The sequence below is a fragment of the Vibrio gazogenes genome, from assembly GCF_002196515.1.
Lineage (GTDB): Bacteria > Pseudomonadota > Gammaproteobacteria > Enterobacterales > Vibrionaceae > Vibrio > Vibrio gazogenes_A.
In genome coordinates this window covers 1,378,763-1,404,276 of record NZ_CP018835.1, presented here as the reverse complement: position 1 = coordinate 1,404,276, position 25,514 = coordinate 1,378,763, and the positions used below count along the sequence as shown (strand labels likewise).

Below are 25,514 nucleotides of genomic sequence, written 5' to 3'. Positions count from 1 at the left end.
CTTAGCAAAGGTCTTTCCACCGATGGGAGATTGACCTCATGGTTATCAAAATTACTACATAAGGTGAGAAGGTGAAGAGAGACCTTATGTATCCTTTGAATATTTTCGCATAGTTATGCACAATGCTCCAACTGATTTAAAGTTCAGTATAGAAAGGTCAGTTATAAGCGATTTACTGTCAATGAATATATAGAGCATAACGTATTGTATAATCGCTAAAAATACGGTGGGAAATAATTGCTCCGGTGAATGCTTCATATTGGTTCTTGCGTCACTTCGCAAAGCGAGTGAGAGTCAATTGTAATCAAGTTGTAATTGCTATAGCTTTTCCTGTTGCATAACTACCCTATAAAAGAAGTATCGAGAGAACGCTCAAGGAGAATTACAAATGAAAGTCGCTGTTATTGGTGCCGCTGGTGGTATCGGTCAAGCCCTTGCTCTGTTATTGAAGAATCATCTACCTGCTGGTTCTGATCTTGCCCTTTACGATATCGCACCTGTGACACCAGGTGTGGCAAAAGATCTGAGTCATATCCCAACACCTGTTTCAATCAATGGTTATTCAGGAGAAGATCCAACACCAGCCCTTGAAGGTGCCGATGTCGTGTTGATTTCTGCGGGTGTCGCTCGTAAGCCGGGTATGGATCGTTCGGATCTGTTTAATGTTAATGCTGGGATCGTTAAATCTCTTGCTGAAAAAATTGCGGTTGTTTGTCCTGAAGCATGTATCGGGATTATCACCAACCCTGTCAATACGACTGTTCCTATTGCTGCCGAAGTCCTGAAAAAAGCGGGTGTTTATAATCGGCGTAAACTGTTCGGTATCACGACGCTGGATGTGATCCGCTCAGAAACATTCGTTGGTGAATTAAAAGGAAAAAATCCGCTGGATGTCAATGTTCCTGTGATTGGTGGGCATTCAGGTGTGACCATCCTTCCTTTGCTCTCTCAGGTCAAAGATGTCACTTTCTCTGATGAAGAAGTTGCAGCTTTAACAAACCGCATTCAAAACGCGGGGACTGAAGTTGTTGAAGCAAAAGCGGGTGGTGGTAGTGCAACATTATCAATGGGGCAGGCGGCTTGTCGTTTCGGTTTGTCGCTCGTGAAAGCGCTTCAGGGTGAAGCCAATGTTATCGAGTGCGCGTATATTGAAAGTGATGGCGGACTAGCACCTTTCTTTGCTCAACCTGTCAGATTGGGTAAAGATGGCATTGAAGAAGTGCTGAGCTATGGTGAATTGAGTGCATTTGAACAAAAAGCACTAGACGGGATGTTGGATACATTGAATGGCGATATTCAGCTTGGTGTTGATTTCGCATCATAACCATTCGCTATATTGGTTAGAATAAAAAAAGCTGGCTTAGCCAGCTTTTTTATCATGCTTGAATCGCTTTATTTTGTTCGATGAACGGCGAGATGGGCCAATGAAATCAGCGCTTCTTTGTATTCGTTGTCAGGAATGATATCGAGTGCCTGAATTGCTTTGTCGGCTTCTTCCTGAGCTCTCTGCTGGGTGTAAGTGAGAGAGCCTGTTTGTTCCAGAATATCAAGGATCGTCTCTAGGTGCGCCATACCATTTGATTTTTCGATGGCATCGCGAATCATTTGGACTTGCTCGGGAGTGCCGACACGCATGGCATGCAATAGTGGGATCGTTGGTTTTCCTTCTGCAAGATCATCACCGACGTTTTTACCCATTTCGTCACCATCTGACGTGTAATCCATCAAATCATCAATAAGCTGAAATGCAGTCCCCAGGTAGCGTCCATAATCTTGAAATGCTTTTTCGGTGTCAGAATCAGCATCACTTAGGATCGCTCCGATCTGCGTGGCTGCTTCAAACAAACGGGCTGTTTTGGAATAGATCACCTGCATGTAGTTCTCTTCGGTGATATCCGGATCATTACAGTTGATCAACTGCTGGACTTCGCCTTCTGCAATGACATTTACTGCGTGACTCATGAGTTCTAATACTCTGAGAGAGCCCAGTTGTGTCATCATTTGAAATGAGCGCGTATAAATGTAGTCACCGACCAATACACTGGCAGCATTGCCAAACGTCGCATTTGCTGTGGCTTTGCCCCGTCTCATGTCCGATTCATCAACTACATCGTCATGAAGTAACGTTGCAGTGTGTATAAATTCGATAAACGCAGCCGCTTTTGTGTGAGCCTCACCAGTGTAACCCAAGGCGCGGGCAGAGAGCACTGCTAACAGAGGACGAAGGCGTTTACCTCCACTATTGATAAGATAAAAACCAAGCTGATTGATCAATGAAACATCAGAATTAAGTTGGGCAAGTATTGTCTCATTAACTTTTGCCATGTCATCGGCAGTGAGTGCTTGGATAGCTTTAAAATCCATTGTAAATCCGGCTGAAGTTCGATATTTGTAAGGGCGTAATGTTCTTTGAATCTGCCCATAATACACTAAAAAACAGGGATGAATACATGCTATAATGCTGGGCTGGGGAGAGTTTTGTCCGATGAGTTGTTTTTCGCCAATTTTTTAAAAATAGAGCTTGTTTTAAAAACTTCATTCGCGTAGAATCTGCGCCCTATTGATGATTAGTTTAGCGCACACCCAAAATTACTCAAATAGTAGGATGGCTGTGCGGAAAGAGCGGAGTAAAATATGTACGCTGTTTTCCAGTCTGGTGGTAAACAACACCGAGTAAGCGAAGGTCAAACACTTCGTTTAGAGAAATTAGACGTTGAAACTGGCGCAACTGTTGAATTTGATAAAGTTCTTCTGGTTGCTAACGGTGAAGAAATCACTGTTGGTGCGCCTCTTGTCGATGGCGGAAAAGTAACTGCAGAAGTCGTACAACACGGTCGTGGCGATAAAGTAAAAATCGTCAAGTTCCGTCGTCGTAAGCATTCTCGCAAGCAACAAGGTCATCGTCAGTGGTTCACTGAAGTGAAGATCACTGCAATCAACGCTTAAGTAGGAGAGTTTAACAATGGCACACAAAAAAGCTGGTGGTTCTACTCGTAACGGCCGCGATTCAGAAAGTAAACGTCTTGGTGTAAAACGTTTTGGTGGTGAATCTGTATTAGCAGGTAACATCATCGTTCGCCAACGTGGAACAAAATTCCATGCTGGAACTAACGTAGGTATCGGTAAAGACCATACTCTTTTTGCTTTATCTGATGGTAAAGTGAAATTTGAAGTAAAAGGTTCTAAAAACCGTAAGTTCGTTAGTATCGAAGCTGAATAATTTTAGTTTCCTGATGAATTTAAAAGCCCTGCCATTTGGTGGGGTTTTTTGTTTATTTCAAGTCTGTCAGTTTGGTTTTTACGTGTTTAGCGCATCAATGCTGAATGCTATTGAACACCAGAGTTTAAAGTGATCGACTTCGGTTGTGATCTTCGCAAGCAGGTATTATGTCTGTTTTGATCCGAAGACGAACCGCTAAAAGAATGTTATGAATGATTTACTCGGAGTTCTGCTAAATTTATAGCAAAGATATTCGAGTAATGTTGCAACGCAAGTAGTGCGGAGTGAAAGATGAAATTCGTTGATGAAGCTGTCGTAAAGGTTCAGGCGGGTGATGGCGGAAACGGCATTGTCAGCTTCTGGCGTGAAAAATTTGTCACAAAAGGCGGCCCTGACGGTGGCGACGGCGGTGATGGCGGGGATATTTATATTCTTGCGGATGAGAACTTAAATACGCTGATTGATTATCGCTTTCAGCGCTTTTATGACGCTGAACGTGGCGAAAATGGACGTGGCGGGAACTGTACGGGAAAACGCGGAAAAGACAAAGTGCTTCGTGTTCCTGTCGGAACCCGGGCTGTCGATATTCATACCAATGAAGTGATTGGTGAAGTCGCCGAGCATGGCAAAAAGCTAATGGTTGCCAAAGGCGGCTGGCATGGTTTAGGCAATACCCGCTTCAAGTCTTCAGTTAATCGTGCCCCGAGACAGAAAACGATGGGAACGAAAGGCGAAGTCCGGGAACTTCGTTTAGAGCTGTTATTATTGGCCGATGTTGGTATGTTGGGCTTACCCAATGCAGGAAAATCGACATTTATTCGCGCGGTTTCGGCTGCAAAACCGAAAGTCGCGGATTATCCCTTTACGACGTTGATTCCTAGCCTCGGTGTTGTCAGTGTTGTTCCTGAAAAGAGTTTTGTTGTTGCCGATATTCCAGGATTGATCGAAGGTGCTGCGGATGGTGCAGGGCTGGGGATTCGATTTCTGAAACATCTTGAGCGATGCCGTGTATTGCTACATATGATCGATTTGTTGCCAATTGATCAAAGTGATCCGGCTGAAAATGCCAGGATCATTGTCGACGAATTAAGCCAATACAATGATAATTTGTCACAAAAGCCTCGTTGGTTGGTATTTAACAAAGTTGACTTACTCCCTGAAGATGAATCTGACAAGATTATTCAATCTGTACTGGACGAGCTAGAATGGGAAGGTGAATATTTCCGGATTTCAGCCATCAATAAACAGGGAACGCGTGAGCTCTGTATGAAGTTGGCTGACTTTATGGAATCTTTACCAAAAGAAACGCCAGAACGGACTGAAGAAGAAAAAGTCGAATTTATGTGGGATGATTACCATCAATCGGCAATGAATAGTCCTGATGTGATTACAGAAGACTGGGATGATGAGGATTGGGACGACGACGATGACGATGGCCATGTGATTTATGTCCGAGACTAATCAATGTATTTAATTTTTTAAACCGCGATTTTTATTGCGGTTTTTTTTGTCTAAATCATTTTTCAACGTACAGTTTTCGGGCAAACTCTAAGTTTCGTATGCTATTGACGAATGGATTAGGTTGGGAATGGAATCATGACATCGAAACAGAGAGCGGTTTCTCGTCTGATTGCTCAGGCGGGGCAGATGCTGTTAGCTCACGGTGCAGAGAGCACTTTAGTCGCGGATATCATGAGACGGATAGGGATAGCCAGTGATATGGATGAAGTCGAAGTTGCACTTACGGCGAATTCACTGGTGGTGACCACTGTTTATGACGCGCATTGTATAACGACGGCACGTCGGTGTCAGGATCGTGGCATCAACATGAAGGTTGTGACTGATATTCAGCGGATTTGTATCATGATGGAAAAAGGCATCGTTGATTATCAGCTTGCGCAACAAAAACTAAATCGGATTACCCCGCAGCGATATAATCGTTGGCTGGTTCTGGTGATGATTGGCTTGTCTTGTGCGTCATTTAGCCGCCTTGCCGGCGGGGACTGGGTCATCTTTGCCGCCACTTTTGTGGCTTCTTCTGTCGGTATGTGTGTCAGGCAGGAAATTGGTCATCGTCATTTCAATCCGCTACTTAATTTTGCCGCCACGGCATTTGTCACCTCTTTAATCTCAGCGCAAGCCGTCAGCTATCAATGGGGAAATAACCCAACGTTAGTGATGGCTTGCTCTGTGTTAATGCTGGTACCGGGTTTTCCGCTGATTAATTCAGTGGCTGATATGTTGAAGGGGTATGCCAACACGGGGATTGCCCGGTTCATGATTGCGTCGCTTCTGACCCTTTCAACGTGTTTAGGGATTATTGCAGCTATGTTTGTGACAGGTGTTTCGGGGTGGTAATGATGAATATAGAGATGATCATGACGTTATTACTGGGATTGTTGAACGACATGTTTTTTGCGTCAATTCCAGCCGTCGGTTTTGCCTTGGTTTTTAACGTTCCAGCGCCAGCATTGAAATATTGTGCGCTGGGTGGTGCAATCGGTCACGGTTGCCGTTTTCTGTTAATGAAATATGGCATGCCAATTGAGTGGGGAACATTCTTCGCCGCGACACTCGTCGGCATGATCGGTGTTCACTGGTCTCATCGCTTTCTGGCTCATCCGAAAGTATTTACCGTTGCCGCGTTAATTCCGATGGTTCCTGGCGTTTTTACTTATCGAGCCATGATTGCTATGGTTGAAATTAATCATCTCGGTTTTACACCGGATCTATTTTCAGTGTTGATGGAAAACTTTCTGAAGGCGATGTTTATTATTGCTGGCTTGGCAGTTGGCTTAGCGGTTCCCGGTTTATTATTTTACCGTAGAAAGCCAGTCGTTTAGATTGCTTGAAGTTTGAATCTCGATAGAATAGCAGCTTATTTTTGATGTGATGGCAGTATTACTATGATTATCAGTATGATTGCAGCAATGGCGAAGAATCGGGTGATTGGTAAAGAAAATCAGATGCCTTGGCATTTACCCGCTGATTTTGCTTGGTTCAAACGTTGTACGTTGGGTAAACCAATCATCATGGGGAGAAAAACTTTCGAGTCGATTGGTAAGGCGCTTCCCGGACGACAAAACATCGTCATCACTCGCAATTCTCAGTTTTGTGCAACTGGGGTTGAGGTGGCAGATTCCCTTGAAAATGCATTGGCGTTAGCTGATCAGGCTGATGAAGTCATGATTATTGGCGGGGGCAGTATTTATCAATCCAGCTTACCGATGGCTTCAAGACTGTATCTTACCTATATTCAGGCTGATATTGATGGGGATACTTGTTTCCCTGAATTCGGTATTGAATGGTACGAGACCTATCGGGAAGAGTATCCACAAGATGAAAAGAATGCCTATGACATGTCATTTGTGATACTGGAGCAAAATCAAGATTAACTGGATTGCTGGCTCAGAGGAGATTAACACCTCTGAGTTTCAGTTAGCGCTGGTTGACTGAACAGTTGCTGATCTTCCCAGCGAATCATCGTTAATGTTCCCCCCCAGACGCACCCCGTATCAAGTCCGATAACATCTTTTCTGACACAACCTTCTAATGCAGCCCAGTGACCGAAAATAATACGTTTCTCGATTGGCGTTACCCTTGGGAGATCAAACCATGGGCGTAATTGAGCGGGATCGACAGCGGAAGGGGGCAACTTACAGTCCATATCTAATGCCCCACTAGGGGTGCAGAAACGCATTCGGGTAAAGGCGTTAATGATATAACGATAGCGTTCCAGACCGGATAGTGAATCATGCCACTGATTGGGCATATTTGAATACATATGCTCGATAATCCATGGCCATTGATCGCTTTGGAGCAGAGACTCAATTTCCTGAGCGGCCTGACGTGCAGTGGGCAGATCCCATTGGGGAGAAATGCCTGCATGACAGACGACAAATTCAGAATGTTCCTGAAGAAGTGGTTGATGCCGTAACCATTCGAGTAGTTCATCTCTATCTGGTGCCTGAAAAATAGCCGCGGTACGATCTTTCTTTTTCAGAGGATGAATCCCCAGTGCAATCGACAGCAAGTGGAGATCATGATTGCCTAATACAGTTTTGGCGGATGTTCCCAATGCTTTAATATAGCGCAGTGTTTCCAGTGACTTCGGACCTCTGGCAACCAGATCGCCAGCAACCCACAGTTGATCATGCTGAGGGCAGAAGTCAACTTGAGAAAGGAGTCGTTCGAGTTCGTCCAGACACCCTTGTAGATCGCCAACAATATAATTCGCCAATTGGATAGTCCTTTTTTGTTTAAAGCAATTACGTTTAAGTCATTATGCTGAAAGCAACACGTTTAAAATGCTTCACTGAAGACAATTCATTTCAGTCAATTCAATTCGAACGCTAGTTGAGAATATGCGGAACATAAAGGCGGAAAGGTTCAATTTCCGCGGTGAACTCTTCCCCCTCGCTATCATGCATGATGTACTGTCCTTGCATGACGCCAACCGGTGTTTCGAGGGCGGTTCCACTGGTATAAGTATATTCGTCATTGGCTGCAATAAACGGTTGTTCTCCGACTACACCATCGCCTTCGACAGACATCTGTTTTCCATTGGCATCTGTAATCAGCCATCTGCGTCCGATCAACTGAACCGTTTCCTGACTGAGATTCTTCACCGTAATGATGTATGCAAAAATATATCGGTCTTGTTCTGGGAGTGATTGTTCGGGGATATATTTGGTATGAACTTGCACTTTAATGCATGGCTTGGATATATCCATATAACCTCCTTACGCGGCCGTGCCGCGGATGATACCGCGGCAATGATGCAGCTAGCTGTTACTGTCCAGCCAGTTTGCCATCGCGACAAACTGGCTAAGGGATAGATTCTCCGGACGGCTAGTCGGATTGATACCTAGTTCTTCTAAAACTGAAACATCGAGTAGCGATTTATAGCAGTTACGAACGGTTTTACGCCGTTGATTAAATCCTTCCCGACAGACTCGGTCGAGCCATTTGAGGCTGGTTGCCGGATAAGGTAACTCCTGATGTGGTACGAGCCGGACGACTGCCGAATCTACCTTCGGTGGTGGTACAAACGACTCCGGTGGTACTTCCAGCACCGGTATGACTTTACAGTAATACTGAGCCATCACTGTCAGCCGTCCATAGGCTTTTGTTCCTGGCCCTGCTGCGAGTCGGTTGACAACCTCTTTTTGCAACATGAAATGCATATCCTGAATTTGATTCTGGAATTCAAACAGGTGGAACATCAAGGGTGTGGATATATTGTATGGCAGGTTACCAAACACACGCAGTTTGTTCTGAGGTTGCACCAATTGGCTAAAATCAAAACTTAGCGCATCCGCTTCGTAGATCGATAGTTTGTCTTTTAAGTCAGGATGATTTCTCAGTCGCTCAGCCAAATCACGATCGAGTTCGACGACGCTGAGTTTATCGATTTCTCTTCCGACGGGCTCTGTCAACGCCCCCAGACCAGGGCCGATTTCAACCAGATTTTCTCCGGGCCTCGGGTTGATCGCAGAAACAATACCATCAATGATATAAGGATCATTGAGGAAGTTTTGACCGAAGCGTTTTCGGGCTTTGTGTCCTAAGTGGACATCATTTTTCATCATCATTAACTACTTTGTTCTTTTATTGACTAATTCGATAGCTTGCTGTAAAGCCGTTTTAAAACTGCCTATATCCGCAGTTCCGGTGCCAGCAAGATCCAAGGCGGTACCATGGTCGACCGAAGTGCGGATAAAAGGCAGCCCTAGCGTAATATTAACCGAACGGCTGAATCCTTTATATTTTAGTACAGGAAGCACTTGATCATGATACATCCCTAGAACTGTATCCGCTTGCTCGAGATACTTGTCATGAAATATCGTGTCGGCAGGCAGAGGACCGGTGAGGCGCATATTTTCTTCATCTCTTAACACATTCAGCGCTGGCGTGATCGTGTCTATCTCTTCATTCCCTAAACACCCGTCTTCACCTGCGTGAGGATTGAGTCCACACACGTAAATATGTGGGTCGTCAATGGCAAATTTCTCTTTCAGGTCGTGATGAAGAATACGAATAATGCTTTGGAGGCGTTCGGTCGTGACTGCTTTGGCTACATAAGCAAGTGGAATGTGAGTGGTCACTAAAGCCACCTTGAGCCCTTCTGTCGCAAGCATCATCACCACCAGTGGCGTATTTGATTTCTCGGCAAAAAATTCGGTATGTCCGCTGAAGGCAACGCCGGAACGATTGATAATCCCTTTATGAACCGGGCCGGTAACGACAGCATCAAATTCATCGTTCTGGCATCCTTCAGTTGCTCGCTCCAACGTTTGCAGCACATAGCGACTATTGGCTTCATCGAGCTGTCCTGCGGTAACCGGAGTCGCTAGCGCGACATGTTCCACTACCAGTGAACCCGCTTTTTGAACGACCGGAGGTTGGGTCGGATCATAATCATTGAGTTCAACCTCGATACCCAACTGAGTTGCTCGCTGTTGTAACAGAGACTTATCTGCACAGACGACGATTTGGTGCGACCAATCTTCCTGAGAGAGTGCTAATACCAGATCCGGACCAATGCCTGCTGGTTCTCCTGCGGTGACTACAATACGCTTAATTGCCATTCGAGCTGTCCTTGAGTCGTTCAATAAAGGCACTCGCTTTTAACTCTTGGATCCAAGTACTGGATTCTTCATTAAACTTGCGATTGAATAGAATTCGATAAGCTTTATTTTTCTGTGCTGCATCGGTCTTATCCACCTGACGGCGTCCCAAGACTTCAACAATATGCCAGCCGTGAACGGTTTTAAATGGTTTACTGATCTGGCCTACCGGTAGCGTCTCAATCTGATGTTTGAATTCTGGGACATAAATATCCGGTGATTGATAGCCGAGATTGCCTTGTTGTGATGCTGAGCCCGGGTCTTGACTGTACTGCTGAGCAAGTTCGCCAAAAGTTGCTTCTTTATTATGAATCTTCTGAATGAAAGAATTCAGCTCTTTCTTAGCCCCATCATCACTTAAAATAATAGAGGGTTTGAGCAGAATGTGACGTGCATTCACCTCAGTCACAGACACCGTTTGTAACCCTTTCACATTATCAATTTTCAAAATGTGGAATCCGACACCACTACGAAACGGGCCAATAATCGTTCCTTTACTTTGCATCTTGATTTGATCAGCGAAAATGGTCGGCATTTCTTCTTTTCTCATCCAGCCCCAGTCTCCGCCTTCCAGCGCCTTAGGGCCTTTTGAATAGGTTAGTGCCAATGTTCTGAAGCTTTCGCCTTTAGCGAGTCGGCGAACTAATGATTTTGCCAGTGCTTCGACTTTAGACTTGTCATTATCACTATCAATACGGAGTTGAATATGACTAATTTTGTACTGAACGGAAGTATCTGTTTCTTGATTGAGGATATCAGCCAGCGAGTCTACTTCTGCCGGTAAAATATTAATTCGACGGCGCACGAGTGCATTACGCGCTTCTGAAATGGCTATCTCATCACGAATTTTTTCTCTGAATGTACCGTAGCTGACACCAGACTGTTCGATTGACTTTCTGAGTTCCTGTATCGTTTGATCATTTTGTTTGGCAATTTCTTCAATCGCCTGATTTAAACGACTGTCATCAATTTTTACCCCGATACGGTCGGCTTCCTGCTTTTGCAGCGTGTCTGAAATGAGTTTATCGATAACCTGTGCACGGATAACATTGTCCGACGGAAGGGTTTGATGATGATGCGTTGCATTTGCTTTAAATAGCTTCATCTCCGTGTCTATATCACTGGTTAAAATCGCACTGTCATTGACAATCACGGCGATACGATCGAGCTCGACCGGGGTTGCACTAATGTTCAGACTATAAAGGCTGATGATTGTGATTAGAAAGTATTGCCACAGTTTCATCGAAAATCCTATTGATTGGGCATATCTTGAATGCCACTTGTTGTTCAAAAATATAATGATTTACAAACACCGAGATGAACGCAACGAATGAGCCCATCAGCTTTGTTATTGCTGTTAGTCATTAGTTACTGAGCATGAAAGGCCGTCCGTAACCAATTGCATTCGATGTGAGTTCATTGTTATGTGTCATATTCGTTCCCAAGCCGATAATACCGATATTGACGCTAAAGTTGTTCTCATATCTTGCTTCGGCATCAGGATACTGTTGGAACGACGGCGTCCATTTATCCAGCTCCCGGCTGTACGTCAGGCCGATAAACCAGCAGTCAGAGATATAAGTCAGGTTCGCCTGCCACTCTAATGGATTATCTGTGGTGAGATCATAATAGTAGAGCCCTTTCGTTTGCCATTTCGGACTGAGGTTATATTGTGCAACGACACCGAGTTGTGAAATACCATCTTTGGTCAGAGAATTGACATCCAAAGTGTCACCGACGGTATCTTCGATATACTCTTGGGTGACGTAACGGTAGTTGGTCTGAATAAAGCCTTTCTCATGTCGGTACTCAAGGGTACTGTTGGACAATTGTACACGAGACGTGTCAACGTCATATTGGATCCCTCCATGATAGAACAGCGAGTCATCATAGTTGAAATCCATTTCGACAGCCCATGCTGAATAATCTGAGTTTTCTGAGGTTGAGCGATTTAAGTTATTATCTTTCAGACCTTTATCCAAATAGAATATCTGCCCAAAAGCGATGTTTAAGCGTTCTTTATATTGATCATCGAAAAAGCGCGAAGCTGCACCATAGCTAATTTGGTTCGCTGGGGCGATATAGTCAACACTCCCGTATTTACGGCTCCGGAATAGACCATAGTAGTCGGTCTGTAACGGCGTTGTATCGTAACGAGCGATGTCACTTTGATCTCTTTTGGGAATGTAAAGATACTGCACCTGAGGTTCTAACGTTTGTGTATACCCATCTAAAACGACGGTATCTCGCTCAAGAATTAAGCCAAAATTCGAGCGAAATTCAGGAATATCTCGGGATACATTTTCTTTATAGCCCTTTGAAGCATCAACCCCTTCTAAATCTTGTCGATAATAGGTTGAGAGTAATCGTGCCTCTGTTGTCCAGGTTCCCCAAGTGGCTCCTAACGGAATCTTGATTCCCGGTTCAACATGGACTCGAGTTGCTGAAGGTGCACCATTTTCATCGGTATCGAATCTTGAAACATGACTAATCAAGTCAAAATCAAGATAACGCATCAGCTCAGGGGCGTAATAGTTGAATGCAACCTGAGGCATGAGTTTGTACGGTTGATTGCCGGTTTTTGTCAGGATTTGGAAATCCCGGGTGAGCAGAGACAGATCCCAACTGGCTGAACGGTAAGTGATACTCGCTTCTTGGGTTAACTGACCATCTTGTCGGGTGCCTATTTCTGAACCTAAATCAGAAAAATAATCGATATCACTGACTTCAGCGTAATTGATCGCCAGCGCCCAGGATTGATCATAAATACCGTAGTGAGTGAGTTGGAATCCCCAGCGGTCATCTTTTTCCGGATATTTTTTATCGTCCGGCAGATATTCATAATTGATGTTGCCACTTCCGAAAGCATTCAAATAGCGAAAATGGCTGTTCAGTTGTGTTCCCCGATTTTCCATGTATTTCAGATCGGTTTGCAAATCATAGTTGGGTGCAAGGTTCCAGTAGATCGGGACATTCAGTTGAAAGCCATCTTTTGAACCGAAAGAAAATGTCGGATAAAGAAATCCGGTTTTTCGCGTATCTCCGATCGGTACCGTGAGCATTGGTAAGTAGAGTAGGGGGACGCCCAGCACTTCCATTCGCGGGTTATAAAATATTGCAGTTTCTTCATTCTGATCAATCGAAATACTGGAGGCTTTTAAACGCCAGGCGTTATCTCCGTCAGGACAGGACGTGATCGAACCATCTTCTATTTCATACATCGCCTGACCTGTTTTAGCGATATAAACCGCATCTCCCCGCCCCGGTTGGCAGAGAAAATGATAGTTGGTTTTTTCCAGCGTCAATTGGTCAGTATTGAGATTATTGGTCGCTCGCTCTGAAACTGCTTGAACTTCACCATCATCGAACTTGACATTCCCTTGTGCGACCACAATGTTATCTTTTTGGTGTAGGGTAACGGTATCGGCAGTCATCCGTTTTTTGCCCTGAACCACGACAACATTACCAGCATATGTCGCTTTATCGCCATTAACTGCTTCAAGCTTATCCGCTTCAACATTAATGGGTTGCTCATTCTGGTTGGTTGGTTCGATGTCTCCGGCACGGCACTGACCGATAGTGACCGTATTGCTTTGCGGAGCTGTTTCTGCATAACTATATGGAATAAAAAGCGCTGCACAGATCGAAGCAGCTAGCAACGAACGAGGAAAGTCTGACATCTAGTTGTGTTATCCTGTTAAATTGAGTTGATTCGGATGATCAGCATCAGTTGAACTAAAAATGTCTCTAATCATAATGGAAATTCAATCATACAGCACTAGTAGACTGCGCAACTCGTAAAAAATTCATTGAATGAGAGTCAATAATGCATATTTTCGGCAAAATTTTGGGTACTTTTTTTGGTTTATTGCTGGGTGGTCCGCTAGGGGCCATTTTCGGGCTTTTTCTTGGGCATCAGTTTGATAAAGCCCGAAGACAGTATCAAGGTTCACCATTCTCAGTCGGAGGGAATGGAGGCGCATCTCAGGAAGCGCGTCAAGATGAATTCTTTCGTGCCGCTTTTTCAGTGATGGGGCATGTTGCTAAAGCCAAGGGGAAGGTGACGAAAGAAGAGATTCGTCTGGCAACGATTATGATGGATCGGATGAACCTGAACGATGCGCAGCAACGTTCGGCACAAGAGGCGTTTCGTGAAGGAAAAGAATCTGGTTTTCCTTTAGAAGAAGTGCTTGAGCAGGTGATGCGTTCAACCGGTGGGCGACGTGATTTAATTCAATTTTTTCTAGAATTACAGATCTCCGCAGCCTTTGCTGATGGAGAGTTACATCCGAGTGAGCGAGATATTCTGCATAAGATAGCCAGAGGATTGGCATTCTCAGAAGCGCAGCTTGAGCAACGGTTGAGAATGCAGGAAGCGGCGTTTCGATTTCAACGTCATTCGGATGCGGGGCAAGGAAGTTATCAAGAGCATCAGCAGGGTGGTTTCGGACAATCATATACCTCGAATCATCTGAGTGATGCATATCATGTGCTGGGTGTTGATGAAAGTGCAGATGCAAAAACGGTAAAAAGAGCGTATCGGAAGCTAATGAATGAACATCATCCCGATAAACTGATGGCGAAAGGTCTGCCTCCGGAAATGATGACAATGGCGAAAGAAAAATCGCAGGAAATTCAACAGGCTTATGATCTAATCAAAAAGGCCAAAGGCTTTTAAACTGATTTCAGGATAAGGTCGCTATTCAACCAAAAAAGCCACAGCAAATGCTGTGGCTTTTTAGAAAGTGGCTCCCCCTGCGGGACTCGAACCTGCGACATACGGATTAACAGTCCGCCGTTCTACCAACTGAACTAAGGGGGAATAAACTTTTTAGACATCGCTGTCTATACAAAATATGGTGCCGGCTGCCGGAGTCGAACTGGCGACCTACTGATTACAAGTCAGTTGCTCTACCTACTGAGCTAAGCCGGCGATATAAAATATGGCTCCCCCTGCGGGACTCGAACCTGCGACATACGGATTAACAGTCCGCCGTTCTACCAACTGAACTAAGGGGGAATAAACCTTTAAGGCATTTCAGCCTACTGAAAATGATGGTGCCGACTGCCGGAATCGAACTGGCGACCTACTGATTACAAGTCAGTTGCTCTACCTACTGAGCTAAGTCGGCGATAATCACTTTCATATAATTTGTGGTGCCCGGAGGCGGAATCGAACCACCGACACGGGGATTTTCAATCCCCTGCTCTACCGACTGAGCTATCCGGGCAACGGGGTGTATTAAAAAGTTTTTCTCAGACAAGGTCAACAATAAAATGCAAAAAAAGTATCGTTTGTTGCTTTTATACCCAAGTTCCCCAGAAATACAGGCTTAAAGCAATATTTTATCAGAATATTGGAGGATAAAAATGGGAAAAAGAGAGGGGGGACGTTGTTGTGTAAAACCAGAATCGTCAGGGGAGTGATGGTTGTTTGCATATCGCGAATGATGCTGGTTTCAGTTCGGTCAATCCGGGAACACGGAAAACGAATTGCTGGTTATTCCGGTGATTAAAAATGAGAGAGCAGGGGGAGGGAACAACGCTGAAGCAACTGATGATACACCACACTTTTGGACATTCGTGAGCAAGTGCACTCACCAAGTTAAATCCAAATAAAGACCACCAAACGTTATCGGTGGCCAGTCACGATAGCTTTGAATATTAAGCAGTGAAATGAGCAGGTTAATTTTTCATAAACTGAGATATGATGGCAAAATCTGAGGTTAACTTACCGGCTGCATCCGCTTTGGCAAAAATAGACTTGTAGCCATTCAAGACAGAGTTATCTAACCCTTTATCCTGCATTACAGATTCTAGGTGATGCATTGCGCCATAGTGTGTTGCTACAGTCGCAAGGGTCTTTTGATCACCCTCTATTCTTCCGTCGACATTACGCGAAATAAAATCATCAACCATAAACTGCACCACAGGGCCTGAGCTTTTCCAAAATTCGCCCAAGACATTCAGGTCTACACCTTCCGCTTCACATACTGCAACGGCATGTGCGGCACCAAACAGTGCTCCCCACATCATACTCAGGGACGAGACATCAATTGCATTTGCGCTACCAATCTCACTGCCGACATGAATTGCAGAGCCAAATGCAGATAAAGTAGGCTGTACTTTCTCAAATAACCCTAGATCACCCGATATTACAATTGCAGCTTCTTCTGTGCCGATTAAGTCAGGCGTTGCTAGGATTGCACCATCTAAATAAGATGCGCCTAATTTATCCACCCATTGCTTTGCTTCTCTCGCTTCTTTTGGCGCTCCTGATGCAAGTTCAACAATGGTCTTTCCTCTAAGAAGTTCCGCAGTATGGCTTGTATTCAGCACCGCTTCAGTTGTTTTGTTGTCGCGTAGATTGCCGATAACGATATCTACACCACTAAGTGCTTGCTCAACAGTATCAACGACCTGTGCCCCAAACTCCGTCAGTGGTAGCGCCTTCTCTTTCGTGCGGTTCCAAACTGTAACATCGTGCTCATTAGCAAGCAGTGACTTAATTAATGCAGAGCCCATTAAGCCTGCACCTAAAACCGTTACTTTCATCATTTCGTTTCCTAACTGATGCCCACACTTGCAGGCATCTCATTCATTTTTTAATAGTGTAAATTAAAATTCGAAATATTTAAGTGTCGCTTCTGCCTAAACGTCTAAGCAGTACGAATCGGTAAAAGATGTTAAGAGAATCCAAATGCTGCCCAGAGGGTTCATCTGAACGTGTCTTGCTCTTTGTTACGGGTCATTTGCTTAGGATAGCTAAGCGGCATGCCCCGCGCCGCGATCAATACCCGTTCAGATTGAACGAAATTAAACCACGAAAGCTCAATAGCCCCTAGATTTATGACCCGTCCTGATATGGGTTGACACATTTTAGTAAAACGCTCGATGTACTTCATCGGGCGTTTTGTATTTTAAAGCTGTGTGTGGCCTATATTGATTATAGATTTTTACCGACTCTGCAACCATCTTTCGTGCTTCTTCTAAATTCGCAGGCTTGTTAAGAAGATATTCATTTTTGAGTATTCCATTGACTCGTTCTGCCAACGCATTCTGGTAACAATCATACCCATCTGTCATTGAGCAACTGACGCCATTCTGTTGGTGAAGCGTTTGATACTCTGCCGAACAATACTGTAACCCTCTATCTGAGTGATGAATGAGTGGTTGGTGAGTTCTTCTACTTTTAAGCGCATGAATAAACGCTTGCTTAACGGATTGAGTTTTCATGTTGTCATCAACGTGATAACCAACGATTTTCCGAGAGTAAGCATCCGTGACTAAACTGAGATAAGTTTCTCCCTCACGAGTCGGTAGATAAGTAATATCTGCAACCCACAACTGCTCGGGACGCTCAGGCGCATAACCCGATTTTATGATGTTAGGGTGACAATGAAATCGATGATGGCTGTTCGTCGTGCGATGGTATGCTTGCCTTGTTGGAACAAGAAGTTGGTTCGCTTTAAGAAGAGCAAACAAGTGGTCTCGGCCGATGATTAAACACTTTTGTGACAAAATATATTTTAGTTTTCTGACACCTATTCTAGGTTGTACCAGACGCTCTTTCTTCACAGCAATGAGCACATGAGTCTCATGGGAGACTCGTTCTTTTTCTGCTTCGCAGCGCTTGTAGTATGCTTGGCGTGAAATCCCGATAAACAAGCAAGCTTTTGTCACGGTTAACTTTGAAAGCGTTTTTTCCTCAATAATTCGGCTTTGCGCTTTTTTGAAAGACGGACTCCGAAGTCTCTGTCCATGACTTTTACAACAGCCTCGAAAAAATCGGCTTTTAGCTGAGTTTCTTCTAATTGTTGTTCAAGCTCTTTAATGCGTTGTTCAGGTGTTTGTGGGGAAGATGACTGAGACATAGCGATACCTTTTCCCTTTAATTCAGAGGCGCCTAAAGACCAATCTAGTTGACCATGCTTACGAAGCCAAACTAAAACAGTCGAGCGACCTTGAATACCATACCGCTCTTGAGCCTGTTGATAAGTCATTTCACCTTTTTCAACTTGCTCAACAACCGCCAATTTAAAGGCAAGGGAATAATCTTGCTGTGTACGTTTACCTATTGATTTCATGACATTCTCCAATTTGTGGCTGGAAAAGTGTCAACCTTAGTTAGGACGGGTCATTAGATACAAAAAAAGACGTCCTAGGACGTCTTTTTTTCTTGAAGATGGCTCCCCCTGCGGGACTCGAACCTGCGACATACGGATTAACAGTCCGCCGTTCTACCAACTGAACTAAGGGGGAAAAGATGGTGCCTCGAGGCGGAATCGAACCACCGACACGGGGATTTTCAATCCCCTGCTCTACCGACTGAGCTATCGAGGCATGGAATAAATGGTGCCGGCTGCCGGAGTCGAACTGGCGACCTACTGATTACAAGTCAGTTGCTCTACCTACTGAGCTAAGCCGGCACGATATTTATTCTCAATGCTTTTCTTTTACTTTTATTTAATCAGGTAGTTACAACACCAGATTAAATTAATCATGGTGCCCGGAGGCGGAATCGAACCACCGACACGGGGATTTTCAATCCCCTGCTCTACCGACTGAGCTATCCGGGCAACGGAGCGCTATTAAACGGATTTACACGCCAATCGTCAACTAGTTTTTCATGTTTCTATGAAAAAAGTGACTGTTTGCATGGTTTTTAACCTGGTTGTTCACAATCCAAGCGAATCAAACATGCAAGATTGATTTATAGTTTCCCTGAATTAAACATCTGTTTGTAGTGCGTGACTTTTTCCAGATAGCGGCGAGACTCTGCGTTTGGATGTTTTTTCGTCAGTGCCCAGTAAACTTGGTTGGGTTTCAGCCGGTTGATTTTACTCAGTGCCGTTTTTCTACTGCGGCTGAATGTTCGCAGCACACCGCCGGCACCACCGTTATATGCAGAAATCATACTGTATTCGAGAGACAGTGGATTGGCGACTGAATTCAAATAGTTATGTTTTAAGATATAGAAATAGGCGGTTCCGGTATCAATATTATTCTCTGGATTAAACAGATATTCAGGAGAGGGTTGCCCTGAGCGTTTTTTGATGCGTTGAAAGACATCTTTTCCTGCGGTCTTCGGCACGACTTGCATTAAGCCATACGCGTTGGCCCAGCTCACCGCGTAAGGATTGAAACTACTCTCTGTTTTGATAATGGCGTAAATCAGATCTTCCGGAATGCCATATTTGCGAGCGGCCCGACGGATAATATCAGCATACTTATAGCCGCGAATTTCAACTTGATCTTCCACCATCGGGATTTCAACATAGTAAGATTTTTTAAAATCGACCTGTTTGACCTGTAACTTATTTTTGATCAGGTAATCCGCATATCGATTGGCGCGCCAGCTCCACTGAATCGCCTTATGATCTTGATCGACGACTTGTTGATAAAGAAACGGCTTTCCTTTGAGGACGATTTTTTCGGATGAAAATAAATCGACATGTTTGGGATCATCCGGGGTCAGGAGGGTGGTGACAATGGCTTTTTTCAAATGTACCAACGGCTCGGTTGTTGCAACCGTCTCGACGGTGATTTGTCCTTGATTGAAATTGACATCAGCACGGCTGCGATAGTCATCGATATATTTCACATAGTTTGTTTTGCCGGCAATTTTAACTTCTTTAGTTCCCCAGCGATGTTCTATTTTACCGGTGAAGCTACTGATGAGAGCATCTAATGCTGCTGCATCTTTCATAAACTGGCCGGGAAGGGGCGCTAAATGCTTGGCAAACCGATTGGTCGGTTCGTAGTTCACATCGTATATTTTTTCGATCAATTCACGGCTACAACCACTGGTTAATAGCGGAATGACGAACAAGAGCAGAGTGCTGAATCGGGTGGTTCGCTGCTTGAGAGCAGTGCAGTGCGTTAAGCTGTGCATTGAAAATATGTGTCGAATCAGATTGGTCATCCATGGCACCTGTGCGGGAAACATTCACACAACCACCGTGACTGGTGACTGTGTGAATAACAACTTATGACTCACTTGGTGGTGTGTATCCTTCGATGTGGACCTCTTTCCCTTCAAACAGAAAATTCGCCATCTCTGTTTCAAGTAACTGGCGATGCTGCGGATCCATCATATTCAGTTTTTTCTCATTAATAAGCATGGTTTGTTTATGCTGCCACTCTGCCCAAGCTTCTTTAGAGATGTTGTCAAAAATTTTTTTCCCTAATTCACCGGGATAAAGTTGAAAATCCATCCCTTCGGCTTCTTTCTTCAAACGTGCACAAAAAACAGTGCGACCCATAAGGATATCCTCATTGTTCGGCGTTAAAAACTACTGATGTTATACCAGAGAGTCCAATTTCCTGCCACTTCAGCAGCCCTCAAGGTGACGTGTCAGGAATTTTTTTATCGGGGTGGGGAGACCAAGGTTGAACACTTCACTTTTTTCGACCCACTGTAACTGAGGTTCCATGACGCCCAAACGGTCGATCATCCACACATTGGCATCCAGTTTATAGTGGGTGAAGGTGTGTTTGAACGTCCCTTTGAGCTGCATATGTTCACCAAACTGTTCGGGTTGTAGGTGAATCTGTGGCAGACACCAGAGTGCGCCCCAAATCCCATCGCTGGCTCGTTTTTCCAGCAGAATTTTATGGTCCGATTCAACCCATAGAAATTGCCCGGCTTTGGTTGGAATCGTCTTTTTCGGTTTCGGCGTCGGTAATGTTTGCACTCTGTCGTATTTGAAAGCCAGACAGTTTTTTTGGAAGCAACACTGCTCGCAATCGGGGTTCTTTGGTTTACAAATTGTGGCACCGATATCGAGTAAGCCCTGAGCAAACACTCGGTTATCGGTCTCGGGTGTGAAGGTCTCGGCCAGTTGCCAGAGTTGCTTATCGACCGCAGACGTTCCCGGAACACCATCGAGGGCAAAAAAACGGCAAAACAACCGTTTGACGTTCCCATCAACAATGGGACCGTAGCGGTCATAAGCAAATGAACGAATCGCACCGGCCGTATATCGCCCGACACCGGGAATATCCAGCAGTGCTTCGAGTGACTCCGGAAATTGCCCCTGATGGTGTGTCATGATGTATTGAGCTGCTTTGCGCAGATTTCTGGCCCGGGAATAGTAACCTAAACCTTGCCAATGATTCATGACCTCATCTTCCGTGGCGCTGGCGAGCGCTTCGATGGTCGGGAAACTCGTCATCCAACGTTCGAAGTAAGGAATGACCGTTACGACCTGCGTTTGTTGCAGCATCACTTCTGAAACAAGAACACGATACGGGGATGGATTTTGTTGCCATGGCAAATCATGACGCCCGTGAGCTCGTTGCCAATCGATCAAGTGTTGCTGAAATTGTTGTGGCGATATTGGAGATTGCATTTGCATGGCTGACTTTACTTTTTAATGAATGATTTTCTATGAATGACAGTGTCCACAATTGTATTCATCTTATGCGACGATTGATGCAGATCCTGATGAAACACCGCTGATTGCAGCACAGAAAAGTTGCGTTGTAAAACACATAAATCATACATGATTCGATATAATTTTCAGTTCAGGACTTGAACCGATACGTATTCTTTGGATAATCACACCTCCTTATATCCGGGAGTAGGAAAACAGGCGAGAACCATGAGTGAAGTAACAACCAACGAATATACCGATGATGGTAAAGTCATGCGTAAAATTCGCAGCTTTGTTCGCCGAGAAGGGCGTCTGACCAAAGGTCAGGAAGCCGCGATGAATGAGTGCTGGCCTCGGATGGGAATCGATTTCCAGCCGCAAAAATTAGTTTGGCAGTCGGTGTTTGGCAATGATAACCCGGTCATTCTGGAAATCGGATTCGGTATGGGATCATCGCTGGTTGAAATGGCTAAAAATTCGCCGCATCAAAATTTTATCGGCATTGAGGTCCATGGGCCGGGTGTCGGCGCTTGTCTGGCGTCTGCACGGGAAGCCGGTGTGACCAATCTTCGGGTTATGTGCCACGATGCAGTTGAAGTCTTCGAACAGATGATTCCTGATCATAGCCTGCACCGGCTACAGCTATTTTTCCCCGATCCGTGGCATAAAAAACGTCACCATAAGCGTCGGATTGTTCAGCCTGAATTTGCCGCGATGGTACGTCAGAAGTTGATCATCGGAGAAGGTATTTTCCATATGGCAACGGACTGGGAAAACTATGCGGAACATATGATTGACGTGATGAATCAGGCGCCCGGTTATGTCAATGTTGCAACCGATGGTGACTTTATCCCTCGACCTGACGAACGCCCGTTGACGAAGTTTGAACAACGTGGGCAGCGTTTAGGACATGGTGTCTGGGATATCCAGTATCGCTGTGTCGCATAACAGACCTGAATCTGCGGATCGGCATCACCCGTAAAAACAGCTTCGTCCTGTCTGCTGGCACTTCATCTTCTCGGTATTAAGATGATTGTCTGGCGTGATAAGCGTTGTTTTTCGTTATAGAGTCTGTGAGACGATAAAAGCCAGCATGTTCCATGCTGGCTTTTTCTGTCGAACCATCATGCATTGTGAAGTAACCCAAATGAAACTAACAAACGAGATACTGAGCGAAATATTAGATGAAGTGCGTCCGTTGCTCGGACAAGGTCAAGTGGCTGACTATATTCCAGCACTTGCACAGGTTCAGGCGGATAAACTGGGAATTGCAGTCCTGACCAATGAAGGCGAATTATTTCAGGCCGGAGACGCAGAAGAAGGCTTTTCCATCCAATCCATCTCCAAAGTGCTTAATCTCACCCTATCGATGGGGATCTATACTCCGGATGAGATTTGGTCAAGAGTGAGGAAAGAGCCCTCAGGACAAGCATTCAACTCTATGATCCAGCTGGAAGTTGAGCACGGTATCCCGCGTAATCCATTTATCAACGCTGGTGCGATTGTCGTCGCCGATATGTTACAGACGCGTCTGTCTGCACCTCGTCAACGGTTGCTGGAGTTTGTCTGGGCATTAAGTGATGATACCCATATTGTGTATGACAAAGTGGTTGCCCGCTCAGAGATGAAACACAGTGACCGGAATGCCGCGATTGCTTACCTGATGCGCTCGTTCGGTAATTTTGAAAATCATGTGCAACCGGTACTGGAAAACTATTTCCACGGATGTGCATTGAAAATGAGTTGTGTCCAGTTAGCCAAAACATTCAGTTATCTGGCGAATCAGGGCGTTTCCGTGTTGAATCACAAGGCGGTGATCACGGCTGTTCAAGCCAAACAGATTAATGCATTACTGGCGACTTGCGGTCTGTATGATGAAGCCGGAGAGTTTGCCTATCGGGTCGGAATGCCGGGTAAATCCGGTGTGGGTGGCGGCATCGTTGCTATCGTACCCGGAGAGATGACCATTGCCGTTTGGTCGCCTGAACTCAACAGCTCTGGTAACTCGTTGGCGGGCAGCAAAGCACTGGAGCTGCTTTCCGGACGTATCGGGCGATCTATTTTTTAAGTTAGGATATTTTCAGGGAGCCATATGCTGATGACGGGAACATCCTTATTCCTCATCAGCCATAAATTCTGCCAGTAAATCATTGAGAAAGAGTTTGCCACGTTCTGTGATTTGCCAGTGTTGTTCGGTTTCATCCAGAAAACCCTGCCGCTTTGCCCAATCGATGGTGGGCTGAACCGTTGCGATTGGTAAGCCGGTCGTATCCGGAAAATCCTGTTTCGGACATTGCTCTATCAAGCGGAATCGATTCATAAAAAACTCAAACGGTCGATCTTTTGTCGACACCTCCGTTTCATGATCCAAATAAGGTTTGAGTAAATTCAAGTACCCTTTGGGATGTTTAACTTTGGTGGTGCGAATGATACGGCCATCGGCAAAGCTGATTTTACCGTGCGCGCCACAGCCAATACCGAGATAGTCGCCGAAACGCCAATAGTTGAGGTTGTGCTGGCACTGAAATTCCGGTTTCGCATACCCGGAAATCTCATACTGGATATAGCCGGCTTGCGTCAGTTTTTGATGTCCCTGCTCAAAAATATCCCACAACAGATCATCATCCGGTAAACGAGGCGGCTGGGAATAAAACAGCGTGTTGGGCTCGATCGTCAACTGATACCAAGATAAATGCGGTGGATCTAAAGCGATCGCTTGATCTAAATCCGCCATTGCCTGTGACAGTGTCTGGCCCGGTAAGCCGTGCATTAAATCCAGATTAAAGCTTTTTAAACCAATTTGATGAGCCAGACGGGCTGCGCGGGTTGCTTCTTCCGAGCCATGGATTCTGCCGAGCTGGGTGAGTTTCTCGTCATCAAAACTCTGGACACCGATGGAAATGCGGGTGACACCTGCCTGTCGGTATTGGGCAAACCGTTCTGCTTCGATAGTGCCCGGATTGGCTTCCATGGTTATTTCAATATCCGGTTGAAAAGCCAGTCTTATTTGTACACCGTCCAGCAGTCTTTTGATCTCACCGGGGCTGATCAGACTAGGCGTTCCGCCACCGATAAAAATGGAATGGAGCTTTCGCGGCTGGCCGTGATCCGCTGGTGCGCAGCGCTGATAGCGCAGGAGATCCTGATCAAGATCTTCCAGTAGCGCATCGATATAAGCCTGTTCAGGGATGCCCGACTTCAGCGCATGGGAGTTGAAGTCACAATAAGGACATTTCTGTACACACCAGGGAATGTGAATATACAGACTCAGCTTCGGTGGTATCAGCATGGTTGTTGCTCATTCAACTGTTGCATCAATAAGCGAAGCGCCTGGGCGCGATGGGAGAGCTGTTTTTTTCGGGCTGGCGGCAATACTGCCGACGCACATTGCTCGGTGGGAACCCAAAATACCGGGTCATAGCCAAACCCATGTTCACCATCAGGCTGATGCAGAATGGCCCCCTCCCAGACACCGTGACAAACCAGCGGGGTCGGATCCGCAGCATGTTTCATGAAGACCAATACACAGTGAAAGCGTGCGCTGCGTTGTTGTTCGGGGACATCTGCCATCGCGGTCAGCAACTTTTCGATGTTTTGCTGATCGGTTGCACCAGCGCCCGCATAACGTGCGGAGTAGATACCCGGTGCCCCATCAAGCGCATCGACTTCAAGGCCTGAGTCATCCGCAATGGCGGGTAATCCCGTGGCTGCGGCAGCATGGCGTGCTTTAATAATGGCATTTTCAATAAATGTGGTTCCCGTCTCTGCAACGTCGGAGACATTGATATCGGTCTGTGCAAGCACTTCAAAGCCGAAATCGGCCAATAAGTCAGACATTTCGCGGACTTTTCCCGGATTTCCGGTCGCTAAAACAATTTTTTGCATGATAGAAGCGTTTTCTGAGATAGGCGAATAGGGGGCACAGTGTACCTTGCCTCGTTTACTTCCATCAACGACTTCCACCAATCGGTGAATGATATCTGCGTCAAAAGGGTGGCATTGTCGTCGCAAAGCAGCAGATGAGCTATTTTTATCAAACTATTTTTATCCAAGTCCGTATCAGAGCACGGATATCAGTGCTTCGAGCTTGTGACATGCCCCGCATTTACTGCAGGCAATTTCTTGCTCGTCGGGCAACTTTTTGCTCGCCTCCGGGCAACAAGTTGCCTGTAATAATCAATCACATAATATAATGACTTGATTTCGTTGTGGAGGTGTGGTTGGCACAACTGTTGCTGCACTTATCTTATTGAATAAAAAGGTTGATCCGATTTGGAACAGAGATCA

At 45.3% G+C, this 25,514-nt stretch carries 24 protein-coding genes and 9 tRNA genes; 10 read left to right on the top strand and 23 right to left on the bottom strand.

All coding sequences use genetic code 11. From position 1 onward, the window contains the following. Positions 1-388 precede the first annotated feature (388 nt). Complete coding sequence (gene mdh, locus BSQ33_RS06470) at positions 389-1,324, top strand: malate dehydrogenase (protein ID WP_021019781.1); 936 nt, start codon at positions 389-391, stop codon at positions 1,322-1,324. Between the two features lie 68 nt (positions 1,325-1,392). Here the strand turns inward: mdh and ispB are convergent, their stop codons facing one another. Continuing rightward, positions 1,393-2,364 (bottom strand): octaprenyl diphosphate synthase, encoded by a 972-nt coding sequence (gene ispB, locus BSQ33_RS06465; protein WP_021019782.1) that lies wholly within the window; start codon positions 2,362-2,364, stop codon positions 1,393-1,395. A gap of 270 nt (positions 2,365-2,634) precedes the next feature. Between ispB and rplU the strand changes: the two genes are divergently transcribed. The 6 genes from rplU (at position 2,635) to folA (ending at position 6,615) form a co-directional block, all read left to right on the top strand. Continuing rightward, the gene (gene rplU / locus BSQ33_RS06460) at positions 2,635-2,946 is read left to right on the top strand and encodes a 50S ribosomal protein L21 (protein ID WP_021019783.1); all 312 of its coding nucleotides are present in this window, start codon (positions 2,635-2,637) and stop codon (positions 2,944-2,946) included. 16 nt (positions 2,947-2,962) lie between these two features. Continuing rightward, entirely contained in the window at positions 2,963-3,220 is a 258-nt protein-coding gene (gene rpmA / locus BSQ33_RS06455; protein WP_021019784.1) for a 50S ribosomal protein L27, read from the top strand. Positions 3,221-3,511: 291 nt separating this feature from the next. Then, entirely contained in the window at positions 3,512-4,681 is a 1,170-nt protein-coding gene (gene cgtA / locus BSQ33_RS06450; RefSeq protein WP_021019785.1) for an Obg family GTPase CgtA, read from the top strand. Positions 4,682-4,816: 135 nt separating this feature from the next. Further along, positions 4,817-5,578 (top strand): threonine/serine ThrE exporter family protein, encoded by a 762-nt coding sequence (locus BSQ33_RS06445; RefSeq protein WP_021019786.1) that lies wholly within the window; start codon positions 4,817-4,819, stop codon positions 5,576-5,578. Next, positions 5,578-6,063 carry a threonine/serine exporter family protein gene (locus BSQ33_RS06440; RefSeq protein ID WP_051116187.1) on the top strand — a complete coding sequence of 162 codons (486 nt, stop codon included), beginning with the start codon at positions 5,578-5,580 and terminating at the stop codon, positions 6,061-6,063. The genes BSQ33_RS06445 and BSQ33_RS06440 overlap by 1 nt, the downstream gene beginning before the upstream one ends. A gap of 63 nt (positions 6,064-6,126) precedes the next feature. Further along, a complete protein-coding gene (gene folA, locus BSQ33_RS06435) occupies positions 6,127-6,615 on the top strand; it encodes a type 3 dihydrofolate reductase (RefSeq protein ID WP_088133679.1) in 489 nt (162 codons plus the stop codon). 23 nt (positions 6,616-6,638) lie between these two features. On the opposite strand, the gene apaH is transcribed toward folA, so the two are convergent. From apaH to lptD, 6 genes are all read right to left on the bottom strand, one after another. Continuing rightward, a complete protein-coding gene (gene apaH / locus BSQ33_RS06430) occupies positions 6,639-7,460 on the bottom strand; it encodes a bis(5'-nucleosyl)-tetraphosphatase (symmetrical) ApaH (protein WP_088133678.1) in 822 nt (273 codons plus the stop codon). Between the two features lie 112 nt (positions 7,461-7,572). Further along, positions 7,573-7,953 (bottom strand): Co2+/Mg2+ efflux protein ApaG, encoded by a 381-nt coding sequence (gene apaG, locus BSQ33_RS06425; protein ID WP_021019790.1) that lies wholly within the window; start codon positions 7,951-7,953, stop codon positions 7,573-7,575. 51 nt (positions 7,954-8,004) lie between these two features. Beyond that, positions 8,005-8,808 carry a 16S rRNA (adenine(1518)-N(6)/adenine(1519)-N(6))-dimethyltransferase RsmA gene (gene rsmA, locus BSQ33_RS06420; RefSeq protein ID WP_027694116.1) on the bottom strand — a complete coding sequence of 268 codons (804 nt, stop codon included), beginning with the start codon at positions 8,806-8,808 and terminating at the stop codon, positions 8,005-8,007. Between the two features lie 9 nt (positions 8,809-8,817). Beyond that, positions 8,818-9,810 (bottom strand): 4-hydroxythreonine-4-phosphate dehydrogenase PdxA, encoded by a 993-nt coding sequence (gene pdxA, locus BSQ33_RS06415; protein WP_088133677.1) that lies wholly within the window; start codon positions 9,808-9,810, stop codon positions 8,818-8,820. Then, positions 9,800-11,092 carry a peptidylprolyl isomerase SurA gene (gene surA / locus BSQ33_RS06410; protein WP_021019793.1) on the bottom strand — a complete coding sequence of 431 codons (1,293 nt, stop codon included), beginning with the start codon at positions 11,090-11,092 and terminating at the stop codon, positions 9,800-9,802. Before surA ends, pdxA begins: the two co-directional genes overlap by 11 nt. 121 nt (positions 11,093-11,213) lie before the next feature. Continuing rightward, positions 11,214-13,529 carry an LPS assembly protein LptD gene (gene lptD / locus BSQ33_RS06405; protein ID WP_088133676.1) on the bottom strand — a complete coding sequence of 772 codons (2,316 nt, stop codon included), beginning with the start codon at positions 13,527-13,529 and terminating at the stop codon, positions 11,214-11,216. Positions 13,530-13,675: 146 nt separating this feature from the next. Between lptD and djlA the strand changes: the two genes are divergently transcribed. Beyond that, on the top strand, positions 13,676-14,527 hold the full coding sequence (djlA, locus tag BSQ33_RS06400) for a co-chaperone DjlA (protein WP_021019795.1): 852 nt from the start codon (positions 13,676-13,678) through the stop codon (positions 14,525-14,527). Positions 14,528-14,595: 68 nt separating this feature from the next. On the opposite strand, the gene BSQ33_RS06395 is transcribed toward djlA, so the two are convergent. The 14 genes from BSQ33_RS06395 to mutY form a co-directional block, all read right to left on the bottom strand. Beyond that, positions 14,596-14,671 (bottom strand) — tRNA-Asn (locus BSQ33_RS06395). A 35-nt stretch (positions 14,672-14,706) separates the two neighbouring features. Continuing rightward, positions 14,707-14,782: transfer RNA gene (locus BSQ33_RS06390), tRNA-Thr, on the bottom strand. 11 nt (positions 14,783-14,793) lie between these two features. Next, positions 14,794-14,869: transfer RNA gene (locus BSQ33_RS06385), tRNA-Asn, on the bottom strand. Positions 14,870-14,905: 36 nt separating this feature from the next. Further along, a tRNA-Thr gene (locus BSQ33_RS06380) sits at positions 14,906-14,981 on the bottom strand. Positions 14,982-15,004: 23 nt separating this feature from the next. Further along, positions 15,005-15,080, bottom strand: a tRNA-Phe gene (locus BSQ33_RS06375). 454 nt (positions 15,081-15,534) lie between these two features. Further along, the gene (locus BSQ33_RS06370; RefSeq protein ID WP_088133675.1) at positions 15,535-16,407 is read right to left on the bottom strand and encodes an NAD(P)-dependent oxidoreductase; all 873 of its coding nucleotides are present in this window, start codon (positions 16,405-16,407) and stop codon (positions 15,535-15,537) included. Between the two features lie 321 nt (positions 16,408-16,728). After that, positions 16,729-17,936 (bottom strand): IS3 family transposase gene (locus BSQ33_RS06365; protein WP_198298138.1). Its coding sequence is split into 2 segments (ribosomal slippage): positions 16,729-17,585 and positions 17,585-17,936, totalling 1,209 coding nucleotides; the frame shifts between segments, so codons are not numbered across the junction. 99 nt (positions 17,937-18,035) lie between these two features. Then, positions 18,036-18,111, bottom strand: a tRNA-Asn gene (locus tag BSQ33_RS06360). A gap of 5 nt (positions 18,112-18,116) precedes the next feature. Beyond that, positions 18,117-18,192, bottom strand: a tRNA-Phe gene (locus BSQ33_RS06355). A gap of 10 nt (positions 18,193-18,202) precedes the next feature. Then, positions 18,203-18,278 (bottom strand) — tRNA-Thr (locus BSQ33_RS06350). Positions 18,279-18,352: 74 nt separating this feature from the next. Then, a tRNA-Phe gene (locus BSQ33_RS06345) sits at positions 18,353-18,428 on the bottom strand. A 134-nt stretch (positions 18,429-18,562) separates the two neighbouring features. Further along, the gene (gene mltC / locus BSQ33_RS06340) at positions 18,563-19,774 is read right to left on the bottom strand and encodes a membrane-bound lytic murein transglycosylase MltC (protein ID WP_420070622.1); all 1,212 of its coding nucleotides are present in this window, start codon (positions 19,772-19,774) and stop codon (positions 18,563-18,565) included. A gap of 64 nt (positions 19,775-19,838) precedes the next feature. Continuing rightward, complete coding sequence (locus tag BSQ33_RS06335) at positions 19,839-20,114, bottom strand: oxidative damage protection protein (protein ID WP_021019798.1); 276 nt, start codon at positions 20,112-20,114, stop codon at positions 19,839-19,841. Between the two features lie 69 nt (positions 20,115-20,183). Next, the gene (mutY, locus tag BSQ33_RS06330) at positions 20,184-21,209 is read right to left on the bottom strand and encodes an A/G-specific adenine glycosylase (RefSeq protein WP_021019799.1); all 1,026 of its coding nucleotides are present in this window, start codon (positions 21,207-21,209) and stop codon (positions 20,184-20,186) included. Positions 21,210-21,455: 246 nt separating this feature from the next. On the opposite strand from mutY, the gene trmB reads away from it, so the two are divergent. Continuing rightward, a complete protein-coding gene (trmB, locus tag BSQ33_RS06325; protein WP_021019800.1) occupies positions 21,456-22,175 on the top strand; it encodes a tRNA (guanosine(46)-N7)-methyltransferase TrmB in 720 nt (239 codons plus the stop codon). A gap of 199 nt (positions 22,176-22,374) precedes the next feature. Then, entirely contained in the window at positions 22,375-23,295 is a 921-nt protein-coding gene (gene glsB, locus BSQ33_RS06320) for a glutaminase B (RefSeq protein ID WP_027694118.1), read from the top strand. A 45-nt stretch (positions 23,296-23,340) separates the two neighbouring features. Here the strand turns inward: glsB and hemW are convergent, their stop codons facing one another. Together hemW and BSQ33_RS06310 are read right to left on the bottom strand one after the other, a co-directional pair. Beyond that, positions 23,341-24,516, bottom strand: coding sequence for a radical SAM family heme chaperone HemW (gene hemW, locus BSQ33_RS06315; RefSeq protein ID WP_088133674.1), 1,176 nt, complete (start codon positions 24,514-24,516; stop codon positions 23,341-23,343). Next, a complete protein-coding gene (locus tag BSQ33_RS06310) occupies positions 24,510-25,112 on the bottom strand; it encodes an XTP/dITP diphosphatase (protein WP_088133673.1) in 603 nt (200 codons plus the stop codon). Before BSQ33_RS06310 ends, hemW begins: the two co-directional genes overlap by 7 nt. Between the last annotated feature and the right edge of the window lie 402 nt (positions 25,113-25,514).